Annotated in this window: 20 protein-coding genes; 9 read left to right on the forward strand and 11 right to left on the reverse strand. The window is 62.6% G+C overall.

From position 1 onward, the window contains the following. Window positions 1-85: 85 nt before the first annotated feature. A complete protein-coding gene (gene gdhA, locus BLS52_RS11950) occupies window positions 86-1,426 on the forward strand; it encodes an NADP-specific glutamate dehydrogenase (protein ID WP_090586973.1) in 1,341 nt (446 codons plus the stop codon). Between the two features lie 29 nt (window positions 1,427-1,455). Here the strand turns inward: gdhA and BLS52_RS11955 are convergent, their stop codons facing one another. The 10 genes from BLS52_RS11955 to BLS52_RS12000 all read right to left on the reverse strand — a co-directional run bounded on the left by BLS52_RS11955 (window position 1,456) and on the right by BLS52_RS12000 (window position 13,157). Next, complete coding sequence (locus tag BLS52_RS11955; RefSeq protein ID WP_090586974.1) at window positions 1,456-2,361, reverse strand: SMP-30/gluconolactonase/LRE family protein; 906 nt, start codon at window positions 2,359-2,361, stop codon at window positions 1,456-1,458. A 63-nt stretch (window positions 2,362-2,424) separates the two neighbouring features. Then, complete coding sequence (locus BLS52_RS11960) at window positions 2,425-3,498, reverse strand: Ldh family oxidoreductase (protein ID WP_090586975.1); 1,074 nt, start codon at window positions 3,496-3,498, stop codon at window positions 2,425-2,427. A gap of 125 nt (window positions 3,499-3,623) precedes the next feature. Next, window positions 3,624-4,595, reverse strand: a complete 972-nt coding sequence (locus BLS52_RS11965) for a sugar kinase (RefSeq protein ID WP_217636750.1) — start codon at window positions 4,593-4,595, stop codon at window positions 3,624-3,626. Continuing rightward, window positions 4,592-5,266, reverse strand: coding sequence for a bifunctional 4-hydroxy-2-oxoglutarate aldolase/2-dehydro-3-deoxy-phosphogluconate aldolase (locus BLS52_RS11970; RefSeq protein ID WP_090586977.1), 675 nt, complete (start codon window positions 5,264-5,266; stop codon window positions 4,592-4,594). The genes BLS52_RS11965 and BLS52_RS11970 overlap by 4 nt, the downstream gene beginning before the upstream one ends. Then, a complete protein-coding gene (gene kduI / locus BLS52_RS11975; RefSeq protein ID WP_217636751.1) occupies window positions 5,263-6,096 on the reverse strand; it encodes a 5-dehydro-4-deoxy-D-glucuronate isomerase in 834 nt (277 codons plus the stop codon). The genes BLS52_RS11970 and kduI (BLS52_RS11975) overlap by 4 nt, the downstream gene beginning before the upstream one ends. Window positions 6,097-6,112: 16 nt before the next feature. Continuing rightward, window positions 6,113-7,210, reverse strand: a complete 1,098-nt coding sequence (locus tag BLS52_RS11980; RefSeq protein ID WP_090586979.1) for a glycoside hydrolase family 88 protein — start codon at window positions 7,208-7,210, stop codon at window positions 6,113-6,115. After that, window positions 7,200-9,980 (reverse strand): hypothetical protein, encoded by a 2,781-nt coding sequence (locus tag BLS52_RS11985; RefSeq protein WP_090586980.1) that lies wholly within the window; start codon window positions 9,978-9,980, stop codon window positions 7,200-7,202. Before BLS52_RS11985 ends, BLS52_RS11980 begins: the two co-directional genes overlap by 11 nt. A 50-nt stretch (window positions 9,981-10,030) precedes the next feature. After that, a complete protein-coding gene (locus BLS52_RS11990; protein WP_090586982.1) occupies window positions 10,031-10,924 on the reverse strand; it encodes a carbohydrate ABC transporter permease in 894 nt (297 codons plus the stop codon). Beyond that, window positions 10,921-11,832, reverse strand: coding sequence for a carbohydrate ABC transporter permease (locus BLS52_RS11995; protein ID WP_090586983.1), 912 nt, complete (start codon window positions 11,830-11,832; stop codon window positions 10,921-10,923). Before BLS52_RS11995 ends, BLS52_RS11990 begins: the two co-directional genes overlap by 4 nt. After that, window positions 11,829-13,157: an extracellular solute-binding protein gene (locus tag BLS52_RS12000; RefSeq protein WP_139186263.1), complete on the reverse strand. Its 1,329-nt coding sequence runs from the start codon at window positions 13,155-13,157 to the stop codon at window positions 11,829-11,831. The genes BLS52_RS11995 and BLS52_RS12000 overlap by 4 nt, the downstream gene beginning before the upstream one ends. A 194-nt stretch (window positions 13,158-13,351) precedes the next feature. Here BLS52_RS12000 and kduI (BLS52_RS12005) point away from each other — a divergent pair, with 194 nt between their 5' ends. From kduI (BLS52_RS12005) to BLS52_RS12020, 4 genes are all read left to right on the forward strand, one after another. Further along, a complete protein-coding gene (gene kduI, locus BLS52_RS12005) occupies window positions 13,352-14,164 on the forward strand; it encodes a 5-dehydro-4-deoxy-D-glucuronate isomerase (protein ID WP_090586987.1) in 813 nt (270 codons plus the stop codon). After that, window positions 14,161-14,910 (forward strand): SDR family oxidoreductase, encoded by a 750-nt coding sequence (locus BLS52_RS12010; protein WP_090586988.1) that lies wholly within the window; start codon window positions 14,161-14,163, stop codon window positions 14,908-14,910. Before kduI (BLS52_RS12005) ends, BLS52_RS12010 begins: the two co-directional genes overlap by 4 nt. Then, the gene (locus BLS52_RS12015; RefSeq protein ID WP_090586990.1) at window positions 14,907-15,680 is read left to right on the forward strand and encodes an IclR family transcriptional regulator; all 774 of its coding nucleotides are present in this window, start codon (window positions 14,907-14,909) and stop codon (window positions 15,678-15,680) included. The genes BLS52_RS12010 and BLS52_RS12015 overlap by 4 nt, the downstream gene beginning before the upstream one ends. Before the next feature lie 144 nt (window positions 15,681-15,824). Beyond that, complete coding sequence (locus BLS52_RS12020) at window positions 15,825-16,235, forward strand: RidA family protein (protein WP_217636752.1); 411 nt, start codon at window positions 15,825-15,827, stop codon at window positions 16,233-16,235. A 6-nt stretch (window positions 16,236-16,241) separates the two neighbouring features. Here BLS52_RS12020 and BLS52_RS12025 read toward each other — a convergent pair whose 3' ends face one another. Then, the gene (locus tag BLS52_RS12025; RefSeq protein ID WP_090586992.1) at window positions 16,242-17,084 is read right to left on the reverse strand and encodes a PhzF family phenazine biosynthesis protein; all 843 of its coding nucleotides are present in this window, start codon (window positions 17,082-17,084) and stop codon (window positions 16,242-16,244) included. 179 nt (window positions 17,085-17,263) lie between these two features. Here BLS52_RS12025 and BLS52_RS12030 point away from each other — a divergent pair, with 179 nt between their 5' ends. The 4 genes from BLS52_RS12030 (at window position 17,264) to BLS52_RS12045 (ending at window position 19,199) form a co-directional block, all read left to right on the forward strand. Then, window positions 17,264-17,680 carry a fluoride efflux transporter FluC gene (locus BLS52_RS12030; RefSeq protein ID WP_090587020.1) on the forward strand — a complete coding sequence of 139 codons (417 nt, stop codon included), beginning with the start codon at window positions 17,264-17,266 and terminating at the stop codon, window positions 17,678-17,680. Beyond that, window positions 17,677-18,042, forward strand: coding sequence for a fluoride efflux transporter CrcB (gene crcB, locus BLS52_RS12035; RefSeq protein ID WP_090586994.1), 366 nt, complete (start codon window positions 17,677-17,679; stop codon window positions 18,040-18,042). The genes BLS52_RS12030 and crcB overlap by 4 nt, the downstream gene beginning before the upstream one ends. Window positions 18,043-18,214: 172 nt before the next feature. Then, entirely contained in the window at window positions 18,215-18,853 is a 639-nt protein-coding gene (locus tag BLS52_RS12040) for an AmiS/UreI family transporter (RefSeq protein ID WP_090586995.1), read from the forward strand. Window positions 18,854-18,887: 34 nt separating this feature from the next. Continuing rightward, window positions 18,888-19,199 (forward strand): FmdB family zinc ribbon protein, encoded by a 312-nt coding sequence (locus tag BLS52_RS12045; protein WP_090586997.1) that lies wholly within the window; start codon window positions 18,888-18,890, stop codon window positions 19,197-19,199. Window positions 19,200-19,263: the final 64 nt, after the last annotated feature.

Below are 19,263 nucleotides of genomic sequence, written 5' to 3' on the forward strand. Positions count from 1 at the left end.
GTCGTCTTCTTCCCGTTCCGTTGTGCACAGCAACGTCCCACGGGGATAGTCTTACCCGGTACCTCTGCAGCGAAGGAGAAATCGGATGGACCCGGCAATGGAAGCAATCCGCAATGAAGTGGTGCGCCGGAATCCGGGTGAGACGGAGTTCCACCAGGCCGCGTATGAGGTCTTCGACTCCCTGTCCCCGGTGCTGAAGAAGCATCCCGAGTTCGTCGAGGCATCCATCCTGGAACGGATTTGCGAGCCGGAGCGCCAGATCATTTTTCGCGTCCCCTGGGTCGATGACGAGGGAAAGGTCCGCATCAACCGCGGCTTCCGGGTGGAGTTCAACTCGGCGCTCGGCCCCTACAAGGGCGGCCTCCGCTTCCACCCTTCCGTGTACCTGGGCATCGTGAAGTTCCTGGGCTTCGAACAGATCTTCAAGAACGCCCTGACCGGCATGCCGATCGGCGGCGGCAAGGGCGGCTCGGACTTCGATCCGCGCGGACGCAGCGACGGCGAGGTGATGCGCTTCTGCCAGTCGTTCATGACCGAGCTGTACCGGCACATCGGTGAATACACGGACGTGCCCGCCGGTGACATCGGGGTCGGCACCCGCGAGATCGGCTACATGTTCGGCCAGTACAAGCGGATCACCAACCGCTACGAGTCCGGCGTCCTGACCGGCAAGGGCATCGGCTGGGGCGGTTCGCTGGTCCGTCCGGAGGCAACCGGCTACGGCGCCGTGCTCTTCGCGAAGGAAATGCTCGCAACCCGGGGGCTCGGTTTCGAGGGCCAGCGCGTCGTCGTGTCCGGCTCCGGAAACGTTGCACTGCACGCCATCGCCAAGGCGCAGGCGCTCGGCGCGAACGTCATCACCTGTTCCGATTCTTCCGGCTACGTCGTCGAGGAACAGGGCATCGACGTCGAACTCCTCCGCGACATCAAGGAGAACCGGCGTGGCCGGGTCAGCGACTACGCGCAGGAGCGCGGTGCCTCAGCCACCTTCGTTGCGGACGGTTCAGTCTGGGACGTTGACGCGACCGTCGCCCTGCCGTGCGCCACCCAGAATGAACTGGACGACGCCGCTGCAAAGCGCCTTCTTTCGAATGGCCTGGTTGCGCTCGCCGAAGGCGCCAACATGCCGAGCACGCCCGAGGCGATCGAACTCTTCGAAGAGGCGAAGATCCTGTTCGGTCCGGGCAAGGCGGCAAACGCCGGCGGCGTGGCGACGTCGGCGCTGGAAATGCAGCAGAACGCCAGCCGTGACGCGTGGTCCTTCGAGCACACGGAGGAGCGGCTGGAGAACATCATGGCGAACATCCACGAGCGTTGCGCAAGTACGGCTGACGAGTACGGGCTGCCGGGTAACTACGTGGCCGGCGCCAACATCGCCGGGTTCGTGCAGGTAGCCAACGCGATGCTGGCGCTCGGGGTGGTGTAGCCGGCGAACCCGTGGATCGCCGCGCGCTGCTACGGCAGCGGCGCCTCTTTCCACTGTGTCGGCGGCAGTCCGCGGACCGGCGTGCGCGCCAGGAAGAGGCCGCCGGCGTCGGGATACTGTGCCCGTTCCTGCGCGGAGAGGTCGCGTGAGGCGCTGGTGACCACTGCGATGTCCAGCGCCGCCCCCGCTAAGGTGACGCTCGAGGAGTGTGGGGCGTTGATGCGCAGGCCGAGGTCGGGCCGCCGGTTGCCGTTCGCGTCGTACACCCGCACTCCGCCGCCGCCCCAGATGGCCACCCACAGGCTCCCGTCGGCGTCGACCGTGAGACCGTCAGGGAACACACCGTCGTCGAACGTAAGGAACTCTTCCCGTTGCCCCACAGCGTCGGCGCTGTAGGAGCGGCGGTAGATCTTCCTGGCGGGGGTGTCGGTGGAGTAGAAGACGGAACCGTCCGGCGACCAGCCGAGTCCGTTGGAGAGCTGCAGGTCGTCGTCGAGCGTGGTGACGGATCCGTCGTGCTCGAGGCGGATGAGGCGGTTGGTGTCCGGCCCGGAACCGTCCAGCCACAGCGTTCCGGCAACCAGGCGGCCTTGCGGGTCGATCTTGCCGTCATTGAAGCGCTGGCCTTCAGGCACCTGGATGGAGCCGCGGCGGATGGTCCCGTCCGGGTCGACGACGGCGAGCTGCCGGGTGAGCGCCACCAGTGTGCTTCCGCCGTCGAGCGGGCACGCGCAGCCCACATATTCTCCAAGTTCGACCCGCCGGACTGGCCCGAGGGCGGGGCCGCCGGCCGGTTCCGTGAGTTCCGCCGAGAGCAGGAGCCCGGCCTCGATGTCCACCCAGGTCAGGCGGCCGGTGGCGGGGTCCCAGACCGGCCCCTCGCTCAGGATGTAGATTCCGGCGTCCGCCGGCAATGCTTCCGTTTCAGATCTCATGGGGCCGCTCCGGCTGGCTCGGTGGTTTCAGAGGGATGTCCTTGGCACTCTATGTCCAAAACATCAAAGGTGGAACGGCGCCTCATTATGCGTGCAGATGTCGCGGATCTGGCCCACGAGGGCGTCGCTCAGCGGGATGCCGCCCTCCAGCCGTTCGGCCCGGACGGTCCGCTCGATATCACCGGGCACCAGCACCGGGCGGTCCGGAGACGCCGGCGGTTCGGCCCGCAGTGTGTCGACAATCTGCGACACCGACGCCGCGAACTGCTCCCGATCCCCGAAGAATGCCGGGTCAATCACTAGGCAGAAGTGTCCGATGTCGTTCGGGTCCGACGGCTCCCGCAACGGCGCAAAGGTGGCTCCGGCGAGCGCGCCGGCCAGGATCTGCACCATGAGCGCAAGCCCGTACCCCTTGTGGCTGGACAGCGCTTCCGTGCCGCCCAGCGGGCTCAGCCCGCCGTGTTGCTGCTCGCGCAGCTGGCTGTAGGCGGCGTGGGAATCGGTGACCGGCTGGGCGAGCCCGTCAAGCACCCACCCCGCGGGAAGCGGCTTGCTGAGATAGTCGTAGACCTTCACCTTGTTCATAGCCACCGTGCTGGTGGACATGTCGAGGAGAAAAGGCTCGTCGGCGTTGGCGCTCGGCGCCGCAAACGCAAGCGGATTGGTCCCGAGCACGGGCCTGGAACCGCGGGTGGGGACCACCGTCTTGGTGGGAGTGGTCGAGGTGACCAGACCGATCTGCCCGGAGTCGACGGCGATCCGCGCGTAATACCCGGCCGCACCGAAATGATGGGAACGCTTCACGGTCACCACCCCGACGCCGGTCTCCCGCGCCTTGGCGGTGGCCAGCTGCATCGCCGTGACCATGGTCGAGTGGCCGAGGTTATGGCCCCCATTGACGACGGCGGTCGATGCACCTTCCCGCTCGATGACCATCTCCGCGCCGGTGTCCAGCTTCCCTGCGTCGATCAGCCGCTGATACATGGGCAGCATGGAAATGCCGTGCGAATCAATGCCCAGCAGATCGGTGTCCACCATGACTTCCGCGGTGATTTCCGCCCGCTCCGGAGCCATGCCCCAGGCGGCCAGAACCGAAAGGATCTGCTTCCGGACGGTGTCTGCTGCGTATTGCTTCATGGATGCCTCTTGTCAGTCCCCGTTCCTACAGGAACAAGAGTAGGCGGCATCTCGGCATCTGTACCCGGGACAAAATATCGACTGGTTGCCCCGGCAGTGCTGCGCCCGGGACTCTCGAAAGACGTCTAGCGAATGACCGGTTCAGTCGCTTCAAGCAGCGGCAGTTCAGATCGATGCGGCATGCCCTCCCAGTCGCCGGGAACCAGGCAAGCGAAGGCTCCGGCCCGTACCGCCGTCAGCAGCCGCTGGGGAACGTTCTCCCCGGCAAGCAGTTCGGAAAGATAGCCGGCGACGAAAGCGTCTCCTGCTCCCACGGTGTCGACGGCTTGGACGGGGATCGCGGGCTGATGGTGCCTTTCGCCGTCGACGAGGGCCGCGCAACCTGCGGCACCGAGCTTGATCACTGCCTGGCTTGGACCAAGCTGAACGATGCGCTCGGCGAGCAACAGCGGATCATCATTGCGTTCCACCGCGATGGCTGCCTCATCGTCGCCAGCAAAAACGATGTCGGACTGAGAGATCAGCGCGAGATAAGCCGAGCGTGCGGTGTCCGCTGACCATAGTGATGAACGGTAGTTGAGGTCAAAGGAAACCGCGACGTTCGCGGACCGTGCACAGTCTATGGCGTACTGGACCGCGTCGGCAGCAGATGCGGACAAGGCTGGTGTGATTCCTGTCAGGTGCAGCAGCCGTGCCTGAGGAAAAAGGTCTGCAGGAATATCATCCCTGCAGAGTCGGGAGCCTGCGCTGTCGTTGCGGTAATAGGCGACCCGGATGGTGCCGGGAGTTCGTCGCTCCTTGACCATGATGCCAGTTGGGGCCGATTCATCCAGGACAGCCAGCACGCTGAGCCCCTCTGCGCGTAACTCCCTCTCAATGAGTTGTCCAAAGCTGTCGTTCCCAATCCGGCCGATCCACGCTGTAGGAACTCCGAGGCGTTTCAACGCGATAGCAACGTTGCTCTCGGCCCCCCCGATTCCCATGGTGAGGGAGCGCGCGTGTGAGAGGGGGCCAACGCCCTCCGTCTTGAGCAATGCCATGGTTTCGCCCAGTGTGATGACACCCAGCGCTCGGTCAGCACCGCCATCGGGAATCATGGTTTTGCCTCTTTCCGGATTGACCGAATCACCGCAACAGCCTCTTGGGTCAGTGACCGGATGATAGAAAAATTCCGCGACTGAATCGCAGAACGCGGAACCATCCAGCTGCCGCCGACGGCGCAGACATTGGGCAGACTGAGATAACCGGCAACATTTCCGACGTCGATTCCCCCGGTGGGAATCACCCGAACCGACTTAAACGGGCTGGCAATGGCCTTCACCGCTTCCGGTCCGCCTGAGGTCGACGCCGGAAAGAATTTCAGCGTGGTCAGGCCCATTTCGAGACAGCCCTGAATCTCCGTGGCGGTCACAGCGCCAGGTATGACAACGATGCCGCGGTCCTGGCAGTGTTGCACAATCTTGGGGCTGAACCCGGGCGAGACGATGAACTTTGCGCCCGCCTCAATCGCGCTGTCCACGTGCTCAATGGTGGTCACTGTACCGGCTCCGAGCTGAACAGCGTCGATTCCTTCAGTGAGCCCGGCGTCACGCACCGCCTTCAGCGCGTCCGCTGCTGCCGGGGTACGAAAAGTGATTTCGGCTATGGGCAGTCCGGCTTCGCGGAGGGTAGTCAACAGAGGCACTGCGTCGTCGGCGTCATCAAGAACGATGACGGGAACCAGCCCCAGGTCGCCAACCGTGGTGAGGACCTCTTCTGGAGCCGTCATGCCATGTCCGTAACGCTGACGCTGTCCATGTCGTTGTACGTCGTGTTCTCACCGGCCGTGGCCCAGACGAACGTGTATGCCCCGGTGCCCGCCCCAAAGTGCACGGACCAGCTCGGAGATATGACGAGTTCGCGGTTCGCGACCACAAGGTGGCGGGTCTCGCTTGGCTCACCCATGAAGTGGAAGACCCGATCCTCGGGGTCCAGATCGAAGTACAGGTAGCACTCAGTGCGTCGGTCATGGGTGTGAGCCGGCATGGTGTTCCACGCGCTGCCCGTGTGAATCCGTGTGAATCCGAACGCTATCTGCGAACTCTTCGTTCCGCCTTCATGGATGCACTGGTTCAGGGTGCGGCGGTTAGCGGCGTCCTCCGAGCCCAGTTCGACCACATTCACCATGTCCGGGGTGATGAGGGTTGTGGGAAGGTCCTGGTGCGACGTCGCAGTAAACACGTAGAAGGCAGCGGGTTCGTTCGAGTCCACGGAGGCGAAGGAAATGTCATTCGTTCCACGGCCGAGATACATGGTTCCGGTGTGAGGTACCTCGTACTGGTTCCCGTCCGCATGCACGACGCCGGGACCTCCGACATTGATGACGCCGGCTTCGCGCCGCTGCAGGAGGTGTTCCGCACTTATCAGGTCAGGAACCGGTAGATGCAGTGGGTCATCGAGGGGAACGATGCCCAGAGCGAGGATCCGGTCGTGGTGGGTATGCACTCCGTTGACCTGGCCGGGCTGGAACAAATCCTCGCGAAGGAACGCTTCACGAAGGTCCGCCGTCGTCATCAGGGCAACATCGTCAGGGTTATGGGCGTATCGGTCGTCGATCATGCGTCCTCCTGCTGATTCATGGGTTGGTGTTTTTGGTGGTTTCGCGCCAGGCGGCGATTGCCTCGAGGGCCAGACCCTGGCCCCACGGCTGAATCCGGTCATCGCGGATGACCGAATAGCCGAACGGGATCAGCTGCAGGACGGTGCCTGCGCTTACCCGGGTGAGCACGCCGTCCTCGACGTACGCGAGGGCGCCACGGATTGCACGCTCACCGGCTTGGCGCAATGTGCTTGAGGACTGCCCCTGGGAAGTGCCCTGCAGCAGCGCGTCAGTCCGCAGCATGGCCGCGCCGATGCCGGCGGCCGCGGATGTTTCAAGCACACCTCGGACTTCCAGCTGCCCGTCAACGAGAACGTCCCACACTCCGTGTTCGGGCTGGAGCGCTGCCAGCGCGTTCAATTGCTGCTGAAGCCGTTCCCGAACCTCAGCGATTCCGTCAGCTGCGGGGGCGAGCGCGAGGAGATCGGCTGCAGCAAGAGAGGTCCAGGCATTGGCGCGTCCCCAGAAGTTATCGATGCGGGCGCCGCCGTGGGTGCCATGGACGAAGAGACCGGTGGCGTCATCCTGCAGCAGCTCCGCATGGGCGATCCACTGGTTGACTGACTCCTGCACCAGTTCCGGCCGTTCCAGGGTGATGCCCGCCCGCAGCAGGAATTCCCCGGCCATGTAGACGGTGTCGGCCCACACACCACCGGGCCAGTGCTCCAGCGCTCCATTCGGTGCGCGGGTGGCTTCCGGGGCAACCTTGTACCAGCGGACGCAGGCCTCAAGCAGCTCCTCGGTAGCCGGGCTGGGCGCCCGGCGGTGTAGCTCAGCGATCGCTGCGCCCGGAGCGAGGTTGTTGACGTGCTCCAGTACCGGGGGGCTGTCAATGAAGGAACTCGTGAAGGAGGTGATGAGCTCCGGGGTTTCGGTGCCGCGGGCGACTGCTCCCCGCCCGAGTGCCAGCAGGCATACGCCTTCGCCCCAGAACCAGCGCTTGATGCCCAGGCCCTCCGTGCCGGAAATTAATGAGTTTTCCAGGCCACCGAGGTTCGCAATGAGTTTCTCCCGGGACAGCGGTTTCAGCGGCGGAGCTGAAAGCTCGGCTGAGGTGGTATCTTCACCGGCCATTGGAGGCTCCTCCTACCAGGTCAAGGGGCGTGCCGGCGGTGTCGAGTGGGTAACTCGCAACCATCCCGGAGATGGCGTCGGCAATCTCCAGCGTCAAGGACTTGCCACCCCACCTCACCTCGGTGACGGCATCGCCGAACTCCGCGTGCACGGCGGGGTTGTCCAGATGGGGCTCGTGTTCGGGAAGGCCGTCCACCAGGCCTGCGGGTATTCCGTCCACCAGGAACGCAGTGTCGAAGGTGACCTCAAGGGTCGGTTTGTCCGCGCGTTCGAACCGCACTCCCGGGTCATCCTCTCCTCGCGGGTGCCACTGAAGTGTACTGGAGGTGACAAGGTGAACCCACTGAGCGAAGTCGCCGTCAGCGCCGACGCGCCCGACCAGGGAGACCCATGCAGAGCCGCCCTCGGCAGGGAGCCACTCCTGCCACGCTGTTTCGCCCGCAAGGACCGGCCGTACGCCACCGGGTGTCGCGACGGCGACATAGCCTTCCCCACGGCGGGCTATGATCCAGTCGCCGGCGACCACGTGCTCATCGGTCTGCGCGATGGGTAGCCAAAGGTGCGTGGTGCGCTGCGGATCGGTAGTGGTGAACCGCTGCATGTGCACCAGCGCGTCACGGTGCTGGTGCACGCGGCCGAGAATACGGTGGCCTGCCCAGGCATTCGGACGGGCAGAGGAGCCGGTGTCGGAATTGGCCGGGTGAGTGACGAAAACCTGCAGCTCGCGGCCGAGGGTAGCACCCCAGATGTGCTCCTGGAGTCCGGGCAGGCCCGCGCGGTAATCCTGGACGCTGGACAGCATCACTTCGGGGGTCTTGTAGATGCGCAGATCGGAGCGGTAGGGGCGCTCCAAAAGGTCCCGCTCGTAGGCGAGTTCGCCGCGATACACCTGCCGTCCCCACCATTCATCCGGCTGGTTGCCGGCGAGTTCGCGAACGACGTCAGGAATTTCGTATTTGCGCGCCAAGGCAAGCGCTGTGACCGGTAATACGGCATCGTTCAGGGTCCCGACGCCGGCGATCAGGCGGAGGACCGGTGAGGTTTCCTCGAACCGGGAGCTGCGCAGGGTGTGCACGTAGGACCGGCCGTGGGCAGCGCCATGCGTTCCGCGCCAGGAGTTGGTGGCCAGTGTTACGAGGGCCTTGTCCAGCAGGGTGCGGGAGGCCTTGACCAGCGATTCGTCCTGACCAAGTTCAATCAGTGTGCACAGCGCGTAGCTGTCGATGGCGAGGTAGGCGTTGGAGTCGAACTCGCTGAAACCTCCCCTCAACTTGCGGGTGAGCCAGCCTGCCGCGCGTGCCCGCGCTTCGTCGGCGTGCTCTGCGCCGGTGCGGCCGTCGACGCTGAATACCCTGTCCGCGAAGGTCTCCCCTGCGAGGAGCTCGGCGACATGCCACACGAACTGGTGGTTCTCGGTGAAGTAGCACATGGCATCCAGGCCCGGTTGGGTAATCCAGTACTTCATGCCTGTGATTGCTGCCGCAACATCCTTTCGAACGGCGGCATCCCACTGGCTTTCCGGGATCCAGTGCCAGGCAAGAAGCAGCGAGACGACCTCGAAGTCGGCGCAGTCACCCCGGGTGAGCACACGGTGAAGCGCGGATTCGAGGTCGCCGGCACCCACCGTCGTCGTCGTGTCAAGCGCGTAACGTCCCAGCAGACCGGCTACACCGGATTCGCGTGGTGGAGCGTCACCGCCGCCGGTGACGTGTTCGAGAACCTCCTGCCGCCAGGATTCCGGGTTACCGATGGGTTCACTGGCGCTCAGAGGCGGCAGGACCGCCACCCGCATCCGGAGAGTCTGAGGACAGCGGGCGTCATCGAGACCCACTTCGACGATGCTCTCGCCGCTGGAGAGCATCGAGGCGCCGGCGGTACGGGCGACGTCGGCACCCTCGTCCTCTTCCTCGGGTGCGTCCTCCAGCAGATAGGTCACAGTTCCGGTAGAGTCGGCGCGCAAATGTTGCCAGGAAGCATCCTCACCGACGCGTAGCCGAAGCGCGGTTCCGGCGGGTGCCTGAAGCGTGCCTTCGCTGCCTTCCTGCGCCCAGGACGGCGACGCGATCTGCGCCAGGATGGTTTCGGCCAAGCGTGCGGCTATCTCGTCGGCACCCGGTGAGGGTATGACGACGCGGACAGGCAGCCCGATCACGCGCAGCCGGGCGATCTGGCGACATTCGCGGAAGGCAACTTGCCAGGTAGCGAGGTGCACCGTCGTCGTACGGGAGCGCAGCCGGACCCGGACTGAGTGCACCTCCGGCTCCATATAGGACACCTTGCCGCTCTGAAGGACCACTTCACCGTCCAGCCACAGAACGAACGGGCCGGTGGTGTGCAGTTCAAGGGTGCGCCAGTCACTCTGGTCGACCTCCAGGACCGTGCTTGCGAGCGAATAGCGGTATTCGGGGGTGAAGCAGAACGCCGACCAGTCCAAGAGGCCGTCTTTTCCGGTGCGCGTCCTGCGCCAGGTGGCGTCAAATGTTGACCCATCAGCCGACCATCGGATGCTGCCGCGCTCGGTGGGCTGGGGGAGTTCCTGAGCTGTCTGGATGGGGTGGGCCTGGTAGAGACGCTCCTTGAGTTCACCGACGTCGGGACCGTTGGTGAGAACCCACCGGCCCTGGCCCCACGGTTCGCCGTCGGGTGAGAGGAAGTTCTCCAGGTCCTCACAGGGCGCCGCCCAAGCGGGGGAAACCAGCCAGTCACGGACGGTGCCATCCGGGTCCGTGTAGTGCACGGTCCTGTTCGTAGGCAGCGAAGCTTCACTCATGAGATGCGTTATTCCTTTGCAAGTTCGGAAGGGTGTGTCGGCAGGTGCATTTACTTAATGCCGGTGTTGGCAATGCCGGTGGTGATCTGCTTCTGGAAAAACAGGAACAGGATGATGACCGGCAGTATGCTCACCACACTCATCGCGATGATGAGGTTGAAGGGAACGGTTTCCTGGGCCGTGAAACGTGCCAGGGCCACGGGCAGGGTGTAGGTACTCTCGCTCTGCGCGACGACCAGCGGCCAGAGGAAATCGTTCCACCGCCACATGATGGAGAGAATGGCAACAACAGCAAGTGCCGGCCGGCAGATCGGCAGAACGATGCGGAGGAAAATCTTGAATTCACCTGCACCGTCAACGCGCGCAGCCTCGATCAGCTCATCCGGAATGGACAGCATGTACTGGCGCAGGATGAAGACCCCGGTGGGGGTTGCCGCGGCCGGGATGATGAGCCCCCATAATGTGTCGACCATCCCGAAGGACGCCACAACCTGGTACACCGGGATCAGAATCACCTGCAGCGGGATCATGATCGTCGCGAGCGTGAGCAGAAACAGGGCGTTTCGGCCGCGGAAGTTGTATTTGGCCAGCGCATAGGCAGCCATTGAGTTGATCATCAGAGTGAGCAGCGTCGCCGCAATGGTGACGATAACGCTGTTCATCAGATAGGTTCCGAAATCAAACCGCGTGAGCGCGTCAGCGTAGTTCGTGAGCCCCCAGGAATCCGGCAGCAGAGACGGTGGCCGCTGTGAGAGCTCGGTCGGTGTTTTGAAGGAGCCGAGAACCAGCCAGACGATCGGGATGAGCGCCACGAGCGCTGAGGTGACCAGAATGACGACACGCAGGGCGTCGGTTGCGGTGACCTTTCCCTTGCCCGTTGAGGTCCAGGTATGCTTTGGGCCCGTATCCTGCGACGACGGTGCGACGGTTGGCGCGGTGCTCATACTGCCTCCCTCTTGCGGCCGATCACGTAATTGCCGATAGTGATTGCGAATATTGCGCAGAAAAGCAGAACGCTTCCCGCAGCGGCGTCGCCGTACCGGATGGGCGAGACAAAACCGTTCTCATAGATGTACTGGACGATCAGCGTTGTGGCGCCGACCGGACCGCCACCTGTCAGGGTGTAGATGTAGTCGAACGCCTGGAACCCGTGGATGGTGGAGAGCACCACCACAACGAGGACGCTGGGCTGAAGCAGCGGAAGGGTGATATTCCTGAACTGGCTCCAGCGGGAGGCGCCGTCTATGCCTGCAGCCTCGTACAGCGTCGGATCGATGCTCTGAAGTCCTGCAAGGAGGATCAGCATGTAGAAGCCCACCTGCATCCAAGCGCCAACCACGATGACTGCTATGAGTGCCAGCGTGTTATCGATCAGCCATGGTATTTCCGGTACGCCGAAAGTGCCAAGAAAGGTGTTCAGCAGACCGTTCTTGCGCTCCAGCATCCAGTTCCAAACCAGGCCGACAACCACCGGTGAGATGAGAACCGGGATAAAGAAGGCTGCTCGGAAGAAGGAGCGACCGCGGCGCTGCTGATCCACAAGCACAGCGAGCATGATGCCGATGACGATTGACAGCAGAACAAAAGTTACCGCATAGACGACGGTATTGATCACGATGCCCCAGAATTCTCCGTCGCCGAGAATCTGCTGATAGTTCCCCGTTCCTTCCCAGCGGAACGTCCGTCCGTTTGACGAGGAGTAGAGCGAGATGTTGAAACCGTTGATGGCAGGCCAGATCGTGAAAAGCGCAAAGATTGCCATGTTCGGCAGCAGAAACAGGTAAGGGGCCACACGCAGGCTCAGCGGCGGCTTCCGACGCCGCTGAGCCTGCTTTATGGGTGCCTCAATCATGGGGCAAGTTCCTCCACGAGCGATTCAGTGTTCTTCTTCAGGTCACTCATAGCGGTGGTCAGGTCCTTCTCGTCGGCAAGTACCTTCGAGATCTCCTCAACCAGTTCCGTTCCGGCGCCGGCAAATGCAGGTGCTGCGTTCGCTTCGTATCCGAGTTCAGGCGTCCTCTCCAGATCCTGGAGGAATACATCCATGTCTTCCTGACGCTCCGGGTATTCCACTCCCTCTTCAGACAGGTCTGCGCGGGTGGGCAGGAAGCCGCCGGCGGTGATGAACGTCTCCTGATTCTCGGCAGTATTCATGAACCGGATGAACTCAGCGGCCAACGCAGGATTGGGGCCCTCTGCCAAGGCAGCCATGTACTTTCCGCCGGGGAAACCGCCGCATTCTTCGGCACAGGGGTTGGGAGCAACCGCCCAATCGAATTCCGCGTTGGCTGCGAACTGACCCACCTGCCAGTTGCCGGACAGGTAGATCGGGGTGTCCTGAGCGAGGAAGATCTCGTTTGCACCTTCATATCGAGTGCCGGAGCCGAGCCAGAAATCGCGTGGCATCCGGGTGTCTCCCATCATTTCGATGAGTGGGGTGAGTGCCTGTTCGGCCTTGGCAGTGTCGAGGACGGCTTCATTACCTGCTACCAGGGCGGTTCCGTACTGGCTCAGGATCGTCGAGACGCGGTGGCCCGACTTGTCCATGGCGAAGGCGTACTCCGAACCGGTGGTTTCCTGCACTTCAGTCGCTGAGTCGACCATCTCTTCCCAGGTCCAGGGGGCGGCGGCGTCAGGAAGCTCGACGCCGGCTTCCTTGAACATGTCGACGTTGATGAACGGCCCGTTGAGGGTTGCGTCCGAGGGGACGGCGAGGAGTTCACCGTTGTCGCCGGTTGCCCCGGTTACCGGTCCGGGAAGAAACTCGTCGGCATAGTCTTCGCCGAGGTAGGTGCGCAGGTCCAGAAGATCTGCACGGAAGTCTGTCAGGCCGGTGAGCCTGACGACGTCGGGCGCGTTTCCGCCGGAGAGGCGCGCCTGAACTGACGTGACAAGGTCCGCGTAGGGGAGGACCTCAAGCTCGACAGTCACGTCATATTCGTCTTCAAACTCCGCGATGAGATCACGTGTTGCCTGCTCGTCCGGCCCGTCAGTGAAATACACGTAGCTCATGGTTTCGCCCGCGAATTCGGCGGGATCAACGCTCTGCACCTCGAGCGGGTTGCCTTCTGCGTTGCTACCTTCTCCTACGACCTGGCCGGGAGCACAGGCTGCGAGCAGCACAGTAGCTCCGGCGGCGGTCAGCAGGCGGGTTGTCATCCGTCTTTTCTTAGCCACTTACATCCTCCTTGATGGTGATCCCGCCGCAGCAGGACAGTGCTCTACGTCACGAACACCTAAGGAGCATGACTGATTTTGCTAAAAATGGAAAGAGACTTTCCGGTCAGCAGAAAATGTGACAGGGTAAAGCGATGACGCAGACGACGCCATCGATGAGTGGCGTCTGATTTACCGAGGAGAAGGAGCGATAGATGAGACGCCTGTGGAGCACGCATCCCGAGGACGTGGACGGACTGAGCAACGAAGACCTGCGGGAACGGTTTGTGGTCTCGGACCTGTTTGCACCCGGGGAGATCCGGTTTTCCTATGCGCACGATGACCGGATCGTGATCGGTGGTGCCGTTCTCCTCGGTCCTTCCCTCCAGCTCAACAGCCCGCCGGAACTGCGCTCGGTGGACTTCCTGGCTCGCCGGGAATTGGGCATCGTGGGGCTGGAGGGAACAGTTTCTGTGACCTCAAGCGATGGCTCCTGGGACGTCAGTGTGCACGACGTGCTCTACCTGCCCTGCGGCACATCCTCGGTCACTTTATCCGGCCATGGCGTCGTCTATCTGGTCTCCGCGCCGGCTCATAAGCGCACGACGGCGGCACTCGCCTCCCGTGACGAGGTGGAAGCGTTGCATCTCGGATCTCCCGAGGAAGCAAATGTGCGGACCATTCGCAAGTACATTCACGCTGACGGCATCGAGTCGAACCAACTGGTTCTTGGTGTCACCACCTTGAGCGCAGGCTCGGTATGGAACACCATGCCACCGCACGTGCATAACCGCCGAACGGAAATTTACCTCTACGACGGGTTGGGAGACGCAGTCCTCTTCCACCAGATGGGCGAACCGCAAAATGTCCGACAGTTGATTCTGGGAAACCGGGATGCCGTGGTTTCCCCTCCGTGGTCAATCCACAGCGGCAGCGCCACCGCGGCCTATTCCTTCGTCTGGGCGATGGCGGGGGAGAATATTGACTACACCGACGTGGAAGCCGTGAAGCCGGGTGATCTCCGATGACCGCCAACTTTTCCCGCCCGTTCGAGGGCCAACGGGCGGTTGTGACCGGCGCACGCACCGGCATTGGCCTGGCGTGTGCGCAACGTCTCGCCCAGGGGGGAGCCGACGTCACGCTCTGGGGGCACCGTGACCTGGAGGAGGCAGCTGTATCAGTTGCCGCTTTCGGCGGTAAGGTCGACGTCGTTCTTTCAGACCTGTCTGACCCGCTGAACGCCCGCGCTCAGGCCGAGCGGATGGGGGATGTCGACATTCTGGTCAATAACGCTGGCATTATCCACCGCGAACCTGCAGCCGCTCATGCTCCGGATGCCTGGAGGCGGGTACTCTCCGTGAATCTGGATACCATCTGGCATCTGAGTCAGGTGTTCGGCGTCGGAATGATAGGTCGAGGTTACGGCAGGGTGGTATCCATCGCTTCCCTGTTGTCTTTTCAGGGCGGGATCAACGTACCCTCATACACGGCGTCCAAGCACGCCGTGGTTGGTTTGACCAAAGCGTTGGCCAATGAATGGGCGACCAACGGGGTCACCGTGAATGCAGTCGCACCCGGATACATCTCGACCAATAATACCGAGGCGCTGCGTAATGATGCCAATCGGGAGCGCGCCATCCGTGAGCGTATCCCAGCTGGTCGTTGGGGCAATCCTCAAGACATCGCCGGGGCGGTGGCCTTCCTCGCTGGCCCGGAAGCGGGATATGTGAATGGTCACACGCTTGTGGTCGATGGTGGTTGGATGGGGCGATGACTGCCATGCAAGCGGTTCCGACGCAGCAACAACGTTCATCCCTGATGAAAGGCCTCGCAGTGCTTGAGGCCGTTGCGGTTCACCACCGCGTCTCAGATATTTCGGTGGCCACCGGATTGTCGGTTAGTACGGTACACCGGATGCTCAGCGACCTGACTGAAAACGGATGGGTGGATCAGCAAACGGATCGGACGTATCGGCCCGGTATGCGAATGCACGGGCTGGTGCCGTTGCTTCAGAATGATGAGCGGCTTGTAGACGTAGCCATACCCTACCTTCACGCCTTGCGCGATCGCGTGGGCTTCACTGTTCACATGGCCCGCTACGGACAGGACGGTCTGGTGTACATCGCGAAGATTGATGGACCGGCGTCCTATCAGATGCGCTCCAGAGTGGGGGACTCCATTCCCTTGTGGTCGACCGCGATTGGGAAGGCAGTGCTGGCCGGAATGGACGAGAGTTCGGCGTGCAGCCTGGTCGGTACTGCCACCCTGCAACGTCGAACGGCCAAGACGATCATGTCAAAACGGGCGCTATGGGAGCAGATCGAGGTCATTCGCAAGCGTGGTTGGTCGGTGGACGATGAAGAGAACGAATTGCACATCCGCTGTGTCGGCACTGTCCTGCGCGATGGAAACGGAAGGGTCGTTGGAGGCGTGAGCTGCTCCGGACTGGATCATGAAATGACGGCGCAACGTGTTCAGCAGGTAGCTCCGTTGGTCGTTGACACAGTCATGCAGATAAGTGAAAAGCTTCGCGCAGGGGCTTAGCACAGCAACAGTTCACGCCGGTGCAACATAAGAAGCCGGTCGATAACGTTTCCCTGTCCAGGCGCGTCGGCTGCTGCTTGCCGGAGTTACTGCGCTCGCCGGGTCACTGGGATGGTGATGCGGCAACCACCTACAGTAAACGTCATGCAGCCAAACGAACCGGTCATCAAACAGATCAACGCCGACGCCCTGATGCCTCCCCGCGGGAAGTACAGCCACGTGGTCATCGCTCACGGCACCGCCTACATTTCGGGCCAGCTGCCAGTGGACGGTGAGGGGAACCCGGTCACCTCGGAAAGCTTTGCGGTGCAGGCTCGCCAGACGCTGAGCAACCTCGACGCCTGCCTCACCACAGCCGGACTCCAGCGCACCGACCTGGTCCAGGTGAGGGTCTACCTCACCGACCTGGGCAACTGGAAGGCGTTCGACGAAATCTACGGGGAGTGGATCGGCTCCCACCGTCCTGCCCGCGCGGTAGCGGGAGTAAGCGCGCTCAACCACGCGGCGGGTCTGGAAATGGAGGCCACCGCCGTCGTCAGCGTCGCGACAAGGTAGCTCACTTCAGATCCGGGCGGTACCACGGAAGCACGTTGTCGTGGCGCCGCCCACCCAGACGGTGCCGTCGTCGTCGGCTGTGATTGAGATGTCGCCCGCCCGGCCCAGCCGGCTGCCCTGCGAGACCCGGTAGGTGTTCGGCATGGCACCGCTGGCAGTGAGCCACTGACCCACGGACGCGTTCATGCTTCCGCATACGGGATCTTCGGCGATGCCGGCGGCGGGCGCGAAGGTCCGCATCTCGTAGGCGTACTCGGAACCCTCGGGATAGGCGCCGATCGCGCCGATCATCGCCTTCGGGATCTGCGACAGGTCGGGTTCCAGGTCGAGGACTTCCTGCGCGGTTGCCAGCCGAATGACGGCCCAGCCCGGCCCGTTGTCCACCCACTGGTGCGCGAGCACCTGATCCTCGCGAATGCCGAACGCGGTGACAACCTGCGCCAGATACCCGTTCTCCAACTCGCCGGTCCGCTGGGGGGCGGGCGCGGCGAAGGACAGGATCCCGTTCCCGCGCCTCACCTCGATCAGCCCTGCGGCACACTCCTGTACGACGACGTCGCCCCGCTTCGGAGCGCCGCCGGCTTCCAGCCACGCGTGCGCGGAACCGAGTGTCGGGTGGCCCGCGAACGGGAGTTCGCCTCCCGGCGTGAAGATCCGCACGCGGTAATCGGCACCCGGGTCTGTGGGCGGCAGCAGGAACGTGGTTTCGGACAGGTTGGTCCAGCGGGCGACGCGCTGCATCGCGTCGTCGTCGAGCCCTTGACCATCCAGTACGACGGCGGCAGGGTTGCCGAGATACGGAGTGGAGGAAAACACGTCGACCTGGGCGAAGGGGCGGGTTGAAGTCATGCTAGAAATTCTGTCAGGTAAAGAAAGCGCTCAGAAGCTGCGCCTAACCGCGGCAATGGTACCTAGACTGTTTGGCGTACTAAGCGAGCCGGTCTATCGGCAGGCGGGATTTTCTGTTGAAACGAAGGAACGAAAAAGCGCGGTACCAACCGCGTCCGCCCTATTTGAGGCTCTCCTGTGTGCTGCTGGTCGGGGCGGGTGGTGTTTTCGGCACTCTCGCCAGGTACGGTTTGAGCGTCGCGCTGCCGGCCCCGGGCGGTTGGCCTTTGCCCACTCTAGCCGTGAACCTGGCCGGTGCATTCGCCCTGGGTATGTTACTGGAGAGCCTTGCACGGGCCCATGTCGCTGGCGGTGTCAAGGGAATGGCGCGGCTGTTTGCGGGAACGGGCTTCCTTGGCGCTTTCACCACCTACAGTGCGCTGGCGCTGGATGTGACTACTCTCCTTGGCTCCGGGTGGTTCGACGCCGCGGCGGTGTACGCAGGGCTAAGTCTTTTCGGGGGGCCGGCCGCCGCCGCGGCCGGCATTCAGGTGGCGGTTCTATGGCGTGGCGGCTCACGCGGCAACCCTGCAGAGCATGAATCGGGCGCGGCATGATCATCCTCTTTCTCAGCTTGGCGGGAGGCCTGGGTGCCGGCACCCGCTTCATCGTTGATGGCCTCATCAGTGCCCGCGCGGGCAACTCGCTCCCCCTCGGCACCTTTCTCATCAATGTCAGCGGATCGCTGCTCCTGGGTTTGCTTGTGGGCGCTGCGTTGAGTGGCCGCATCTCGTCGGAATGGCAGTTAATCACCGGAGCTGGGTTCCTCGGCGGCTACACGACTTTCAGTACGGCGAGCGTTGAAACGGTCCGGCTGCTACAGTGCCGGCGGCCGATATGGGCGGTGCTCTACGGCGCGGGAACCGCGGTTGCAGCAGCGGTTGCAGCAGCCGTCGGCATTACGTGTGCGCGCTTCTGAAAACCCGGGTGGGACAGCCGGAACTTTCGTTGACAGATCGATTGGATGCGACTATCGTCGCGCTCACAACCTCATATTTTTGATGTCGTTTCCTATTTTCGGGCAAGCGTCGGGGACATGCTGAAATAGCGTTTTTTATCGATTTTCACTCTTTGTATCCTGACGGAGCGCCATGAGCAGTGTTGGTTTGTTATACGTCGGTGCGGTCCTCTTCATTAATGGGCTCATGCTTATCGGGCTCGTCCCAGGCAGGTCCGCAGCTATTCTCAACTTCTTCGTCGGCACAATGCAGGTTGTATTTCCGACAATCATTCTTATCCAGTCAAACAATGACCTTCCCACAATTTTCGGGGCTGCGGGTCTCTACCTGTTCGGATTCACTTACCTGTACGTGGGAATCCTGCAGGTGACCGATGTCGGGGGTGAAGGGTTGGGTTGGTTCTCGCTCTTCGTGGCGGCGTGTGCAGTCGTCATCGGTGCCCTTCAATTCACGCTCGTCGGAGATCCGGTGTTCGGTGTCATCTGGCTGACGTGGGCAGTGCTGTGGTTCCTGTTCTTCCTCTTATTGGGCCTAGGCCGGGAATCGCTCACCTATGCCACTGGCTGGTTCACGATCTTCGTTGCACATATCACGGGCACCATACCCGCGTTCTTTCTTTTGACGGGAAGATTCGAAACGAATGCGGAGTTGGCTGTGCTCGTCACCGTCGCTGCAGCTGCTGCTCTGGCAGCAGCTTTCTTCCTTGGGCGAAGGGGCGTTCCGCACGGCAAGTCGTCGCCGCACGAGAGCGCGGCCGTATCGCCTGCCTGATTTTTCAGATTTGCCGGAGAGAAAGGACGGCTGTATGCCGATATATGAATATGTATGCCCACAATGCGACGTCTTTGAAGTCATCCAACGCATGGGCACAGCGTCTGAAGTTGACGCATGTCCCGCGTGCGGGAAACCCGTCCGCCGGAAAATCAGTGCCCCCCACTTGGCCGGAACAGGGGCGGCCGCTTTCAAACTGATCGATTCAGCAGAGCGCAGCGCGTCGGAGCCGGAAGTCGTTTCAGGTGCGCTTCCATCCACGGGTAGCCGCAAGACCCAGCCCTATTCATTCAATCCGCTTCACAAGAAACTGCCGCCTGAGTTGGCTCATTGGCTTAGTGCGTGAGTTTGGGGTGTTGAAGCGCGTTGAGGATGGCTTGTTTCTCGGCGGGGATTTCGGGCGGGAAGGT

The organism is Arthrobacter subterraneus (assembly GCF_900099735.1).
Taxonomy (GTDB): Bacteria; Actinomycetota; Actinomycetes; order Actinomycetales; family Micrococcaceae; genus Arthrobacter_D; species Arthrobacter_D subterraneus.

What these genes read in the sequence shown, in the direction of transcription:
- BLS52_RS11990 (WP_090586982.1), bottom strand. Translation starts at nt 10,924, where the DNA reads ATGAGCACCGCGCCAACCGTCGCACCGTCGTCGCAGGATACGGGCCCA.
- BLS52_RS11965 (WP_217636750.1), bottom strand. Translation starts at nt 4,595, where the DNA reads ATGATTCCCGATGGCGGTGCTGACCGAGCGCTGGGTGTCATCACACTG.
- BLS52_RS11985 (WP_090586980.1), bottom strand. Translation starts at nt 9,980, where the DNA reads ATGAGTGAAGCTTCGCTGCCTACGAACAGGACCGTGCACTACACGGAC.
- crcB (WP_090586994.1), top strand. Translation starts at nt 17,677, where the DNA reads ATGATCATCCTCTTTCTCAGCTTGGCGGGAGGCCTGGGTGCCGGCACC.
- kduI (WP_217636751.1), bottom strand. Translation starts at nt 6,096, where the DNA reads ATGATCGACGACCGATACGCCCATAACCCTGACGATGTTGCCCTGATG.
- BLS52_RS12010 (WP_090586988.1), top strand. Translation starts at nt 14,161, where the DNA reads ATGACCGCCAACTTTTCCCGCCCGTTCGAGGGCCAACGGGCGGTTGTG.
- BLS52_RS11995 (WP_090586983.1), bottom strand. Translation starts at nt 11,832, where the DNA reads ATGATTGAGGCACCCATAAAGCAGGCTCAGCGGCGTCGGAAGCCGCCG.
- BLS52_RS11980 (WP_090586979.1), bottom strand. Translation starts at nt 7,210, where the DNA reads ATGGCCGGTGAAGATACCACCTCAGCCGAGCTTTCAGCTCCGCCGCTG.
- BLS52_RS12025 (WP_090586992.1), bottom strand. Translation starts at nt 17,084, where the DNA reads ATGACTTCAACCCGCCCCTTCGCCCAGGTCGACGTGTTTTCCTCCACT.
- BLS52_RS11970 (WP_090586977.1), bottom strand. Translation starts at nt 5,266, where the DNA reads ATGACGGCTCCAGAAGAGGTCCTCACCACGGTTGGCGACCTGGGGCTG.
- kduI (WP_090586987.1), top strand. Translation starts at nt 13,352, where the DNA reads ATGAGACGCCTGTGGAGCACGCATCCCGAGGACGTGGACGGACTGAGC.
- gdhA (WP_090586973.1), top strand. Translation starts at nt 86, where the DNA reads ATGGACCCGGCAATGGAAGCAATCCGCAATGAAGTGGTGCGCCGGAAT.
- BLS52_RS12020 (WP_217636752.1), top strand. Translation starts at nt 15,825, where the DNA reads ATGCAGCCAAACGAACCGGTCATCAAACAGATCAACGCCGACGCCCTG.
- BLS52_RS12040 (WP_090586995.1), top strand. Translation starts at nt 18,215, where the DNA reads ATGAGCAGTGTTGGTTTGTTATACGTCGGTGCGGTCCTCTTCATTAAT.
- BLS52_RS12015 (WP_090586990.1), top strand. Translation starts at nt 14,907, where the DNA reads ATGACTGCCATGCAAGCGGTTCCGACGCAGCAACAACGTTCATCCCTG.
- BLS52_RS11955 (WP_090586974.1), bottom strand. Translation starts at nt 2,361, where the DNA reads ATGAGATCTGAAACGGAAGCATTGCCGGCGGACGCCGGAATCTACATC.
- BLS52_RS12045 (WP_090586997.1), top strand. Translation starts at nt 18,888, where the DNA reads ATGCCGATATATGAATATGTATGCCCACAATGCGACGTCTTTGAAGTC.
- BLS52_RS11960 (WP_090586975.1), bottom strand. Translation starts at nt 3,498, where the DNA reads ATGAAGCAATACGCAGCAGACACCGTCCGGAAGCAGATCCTTTCGGTT.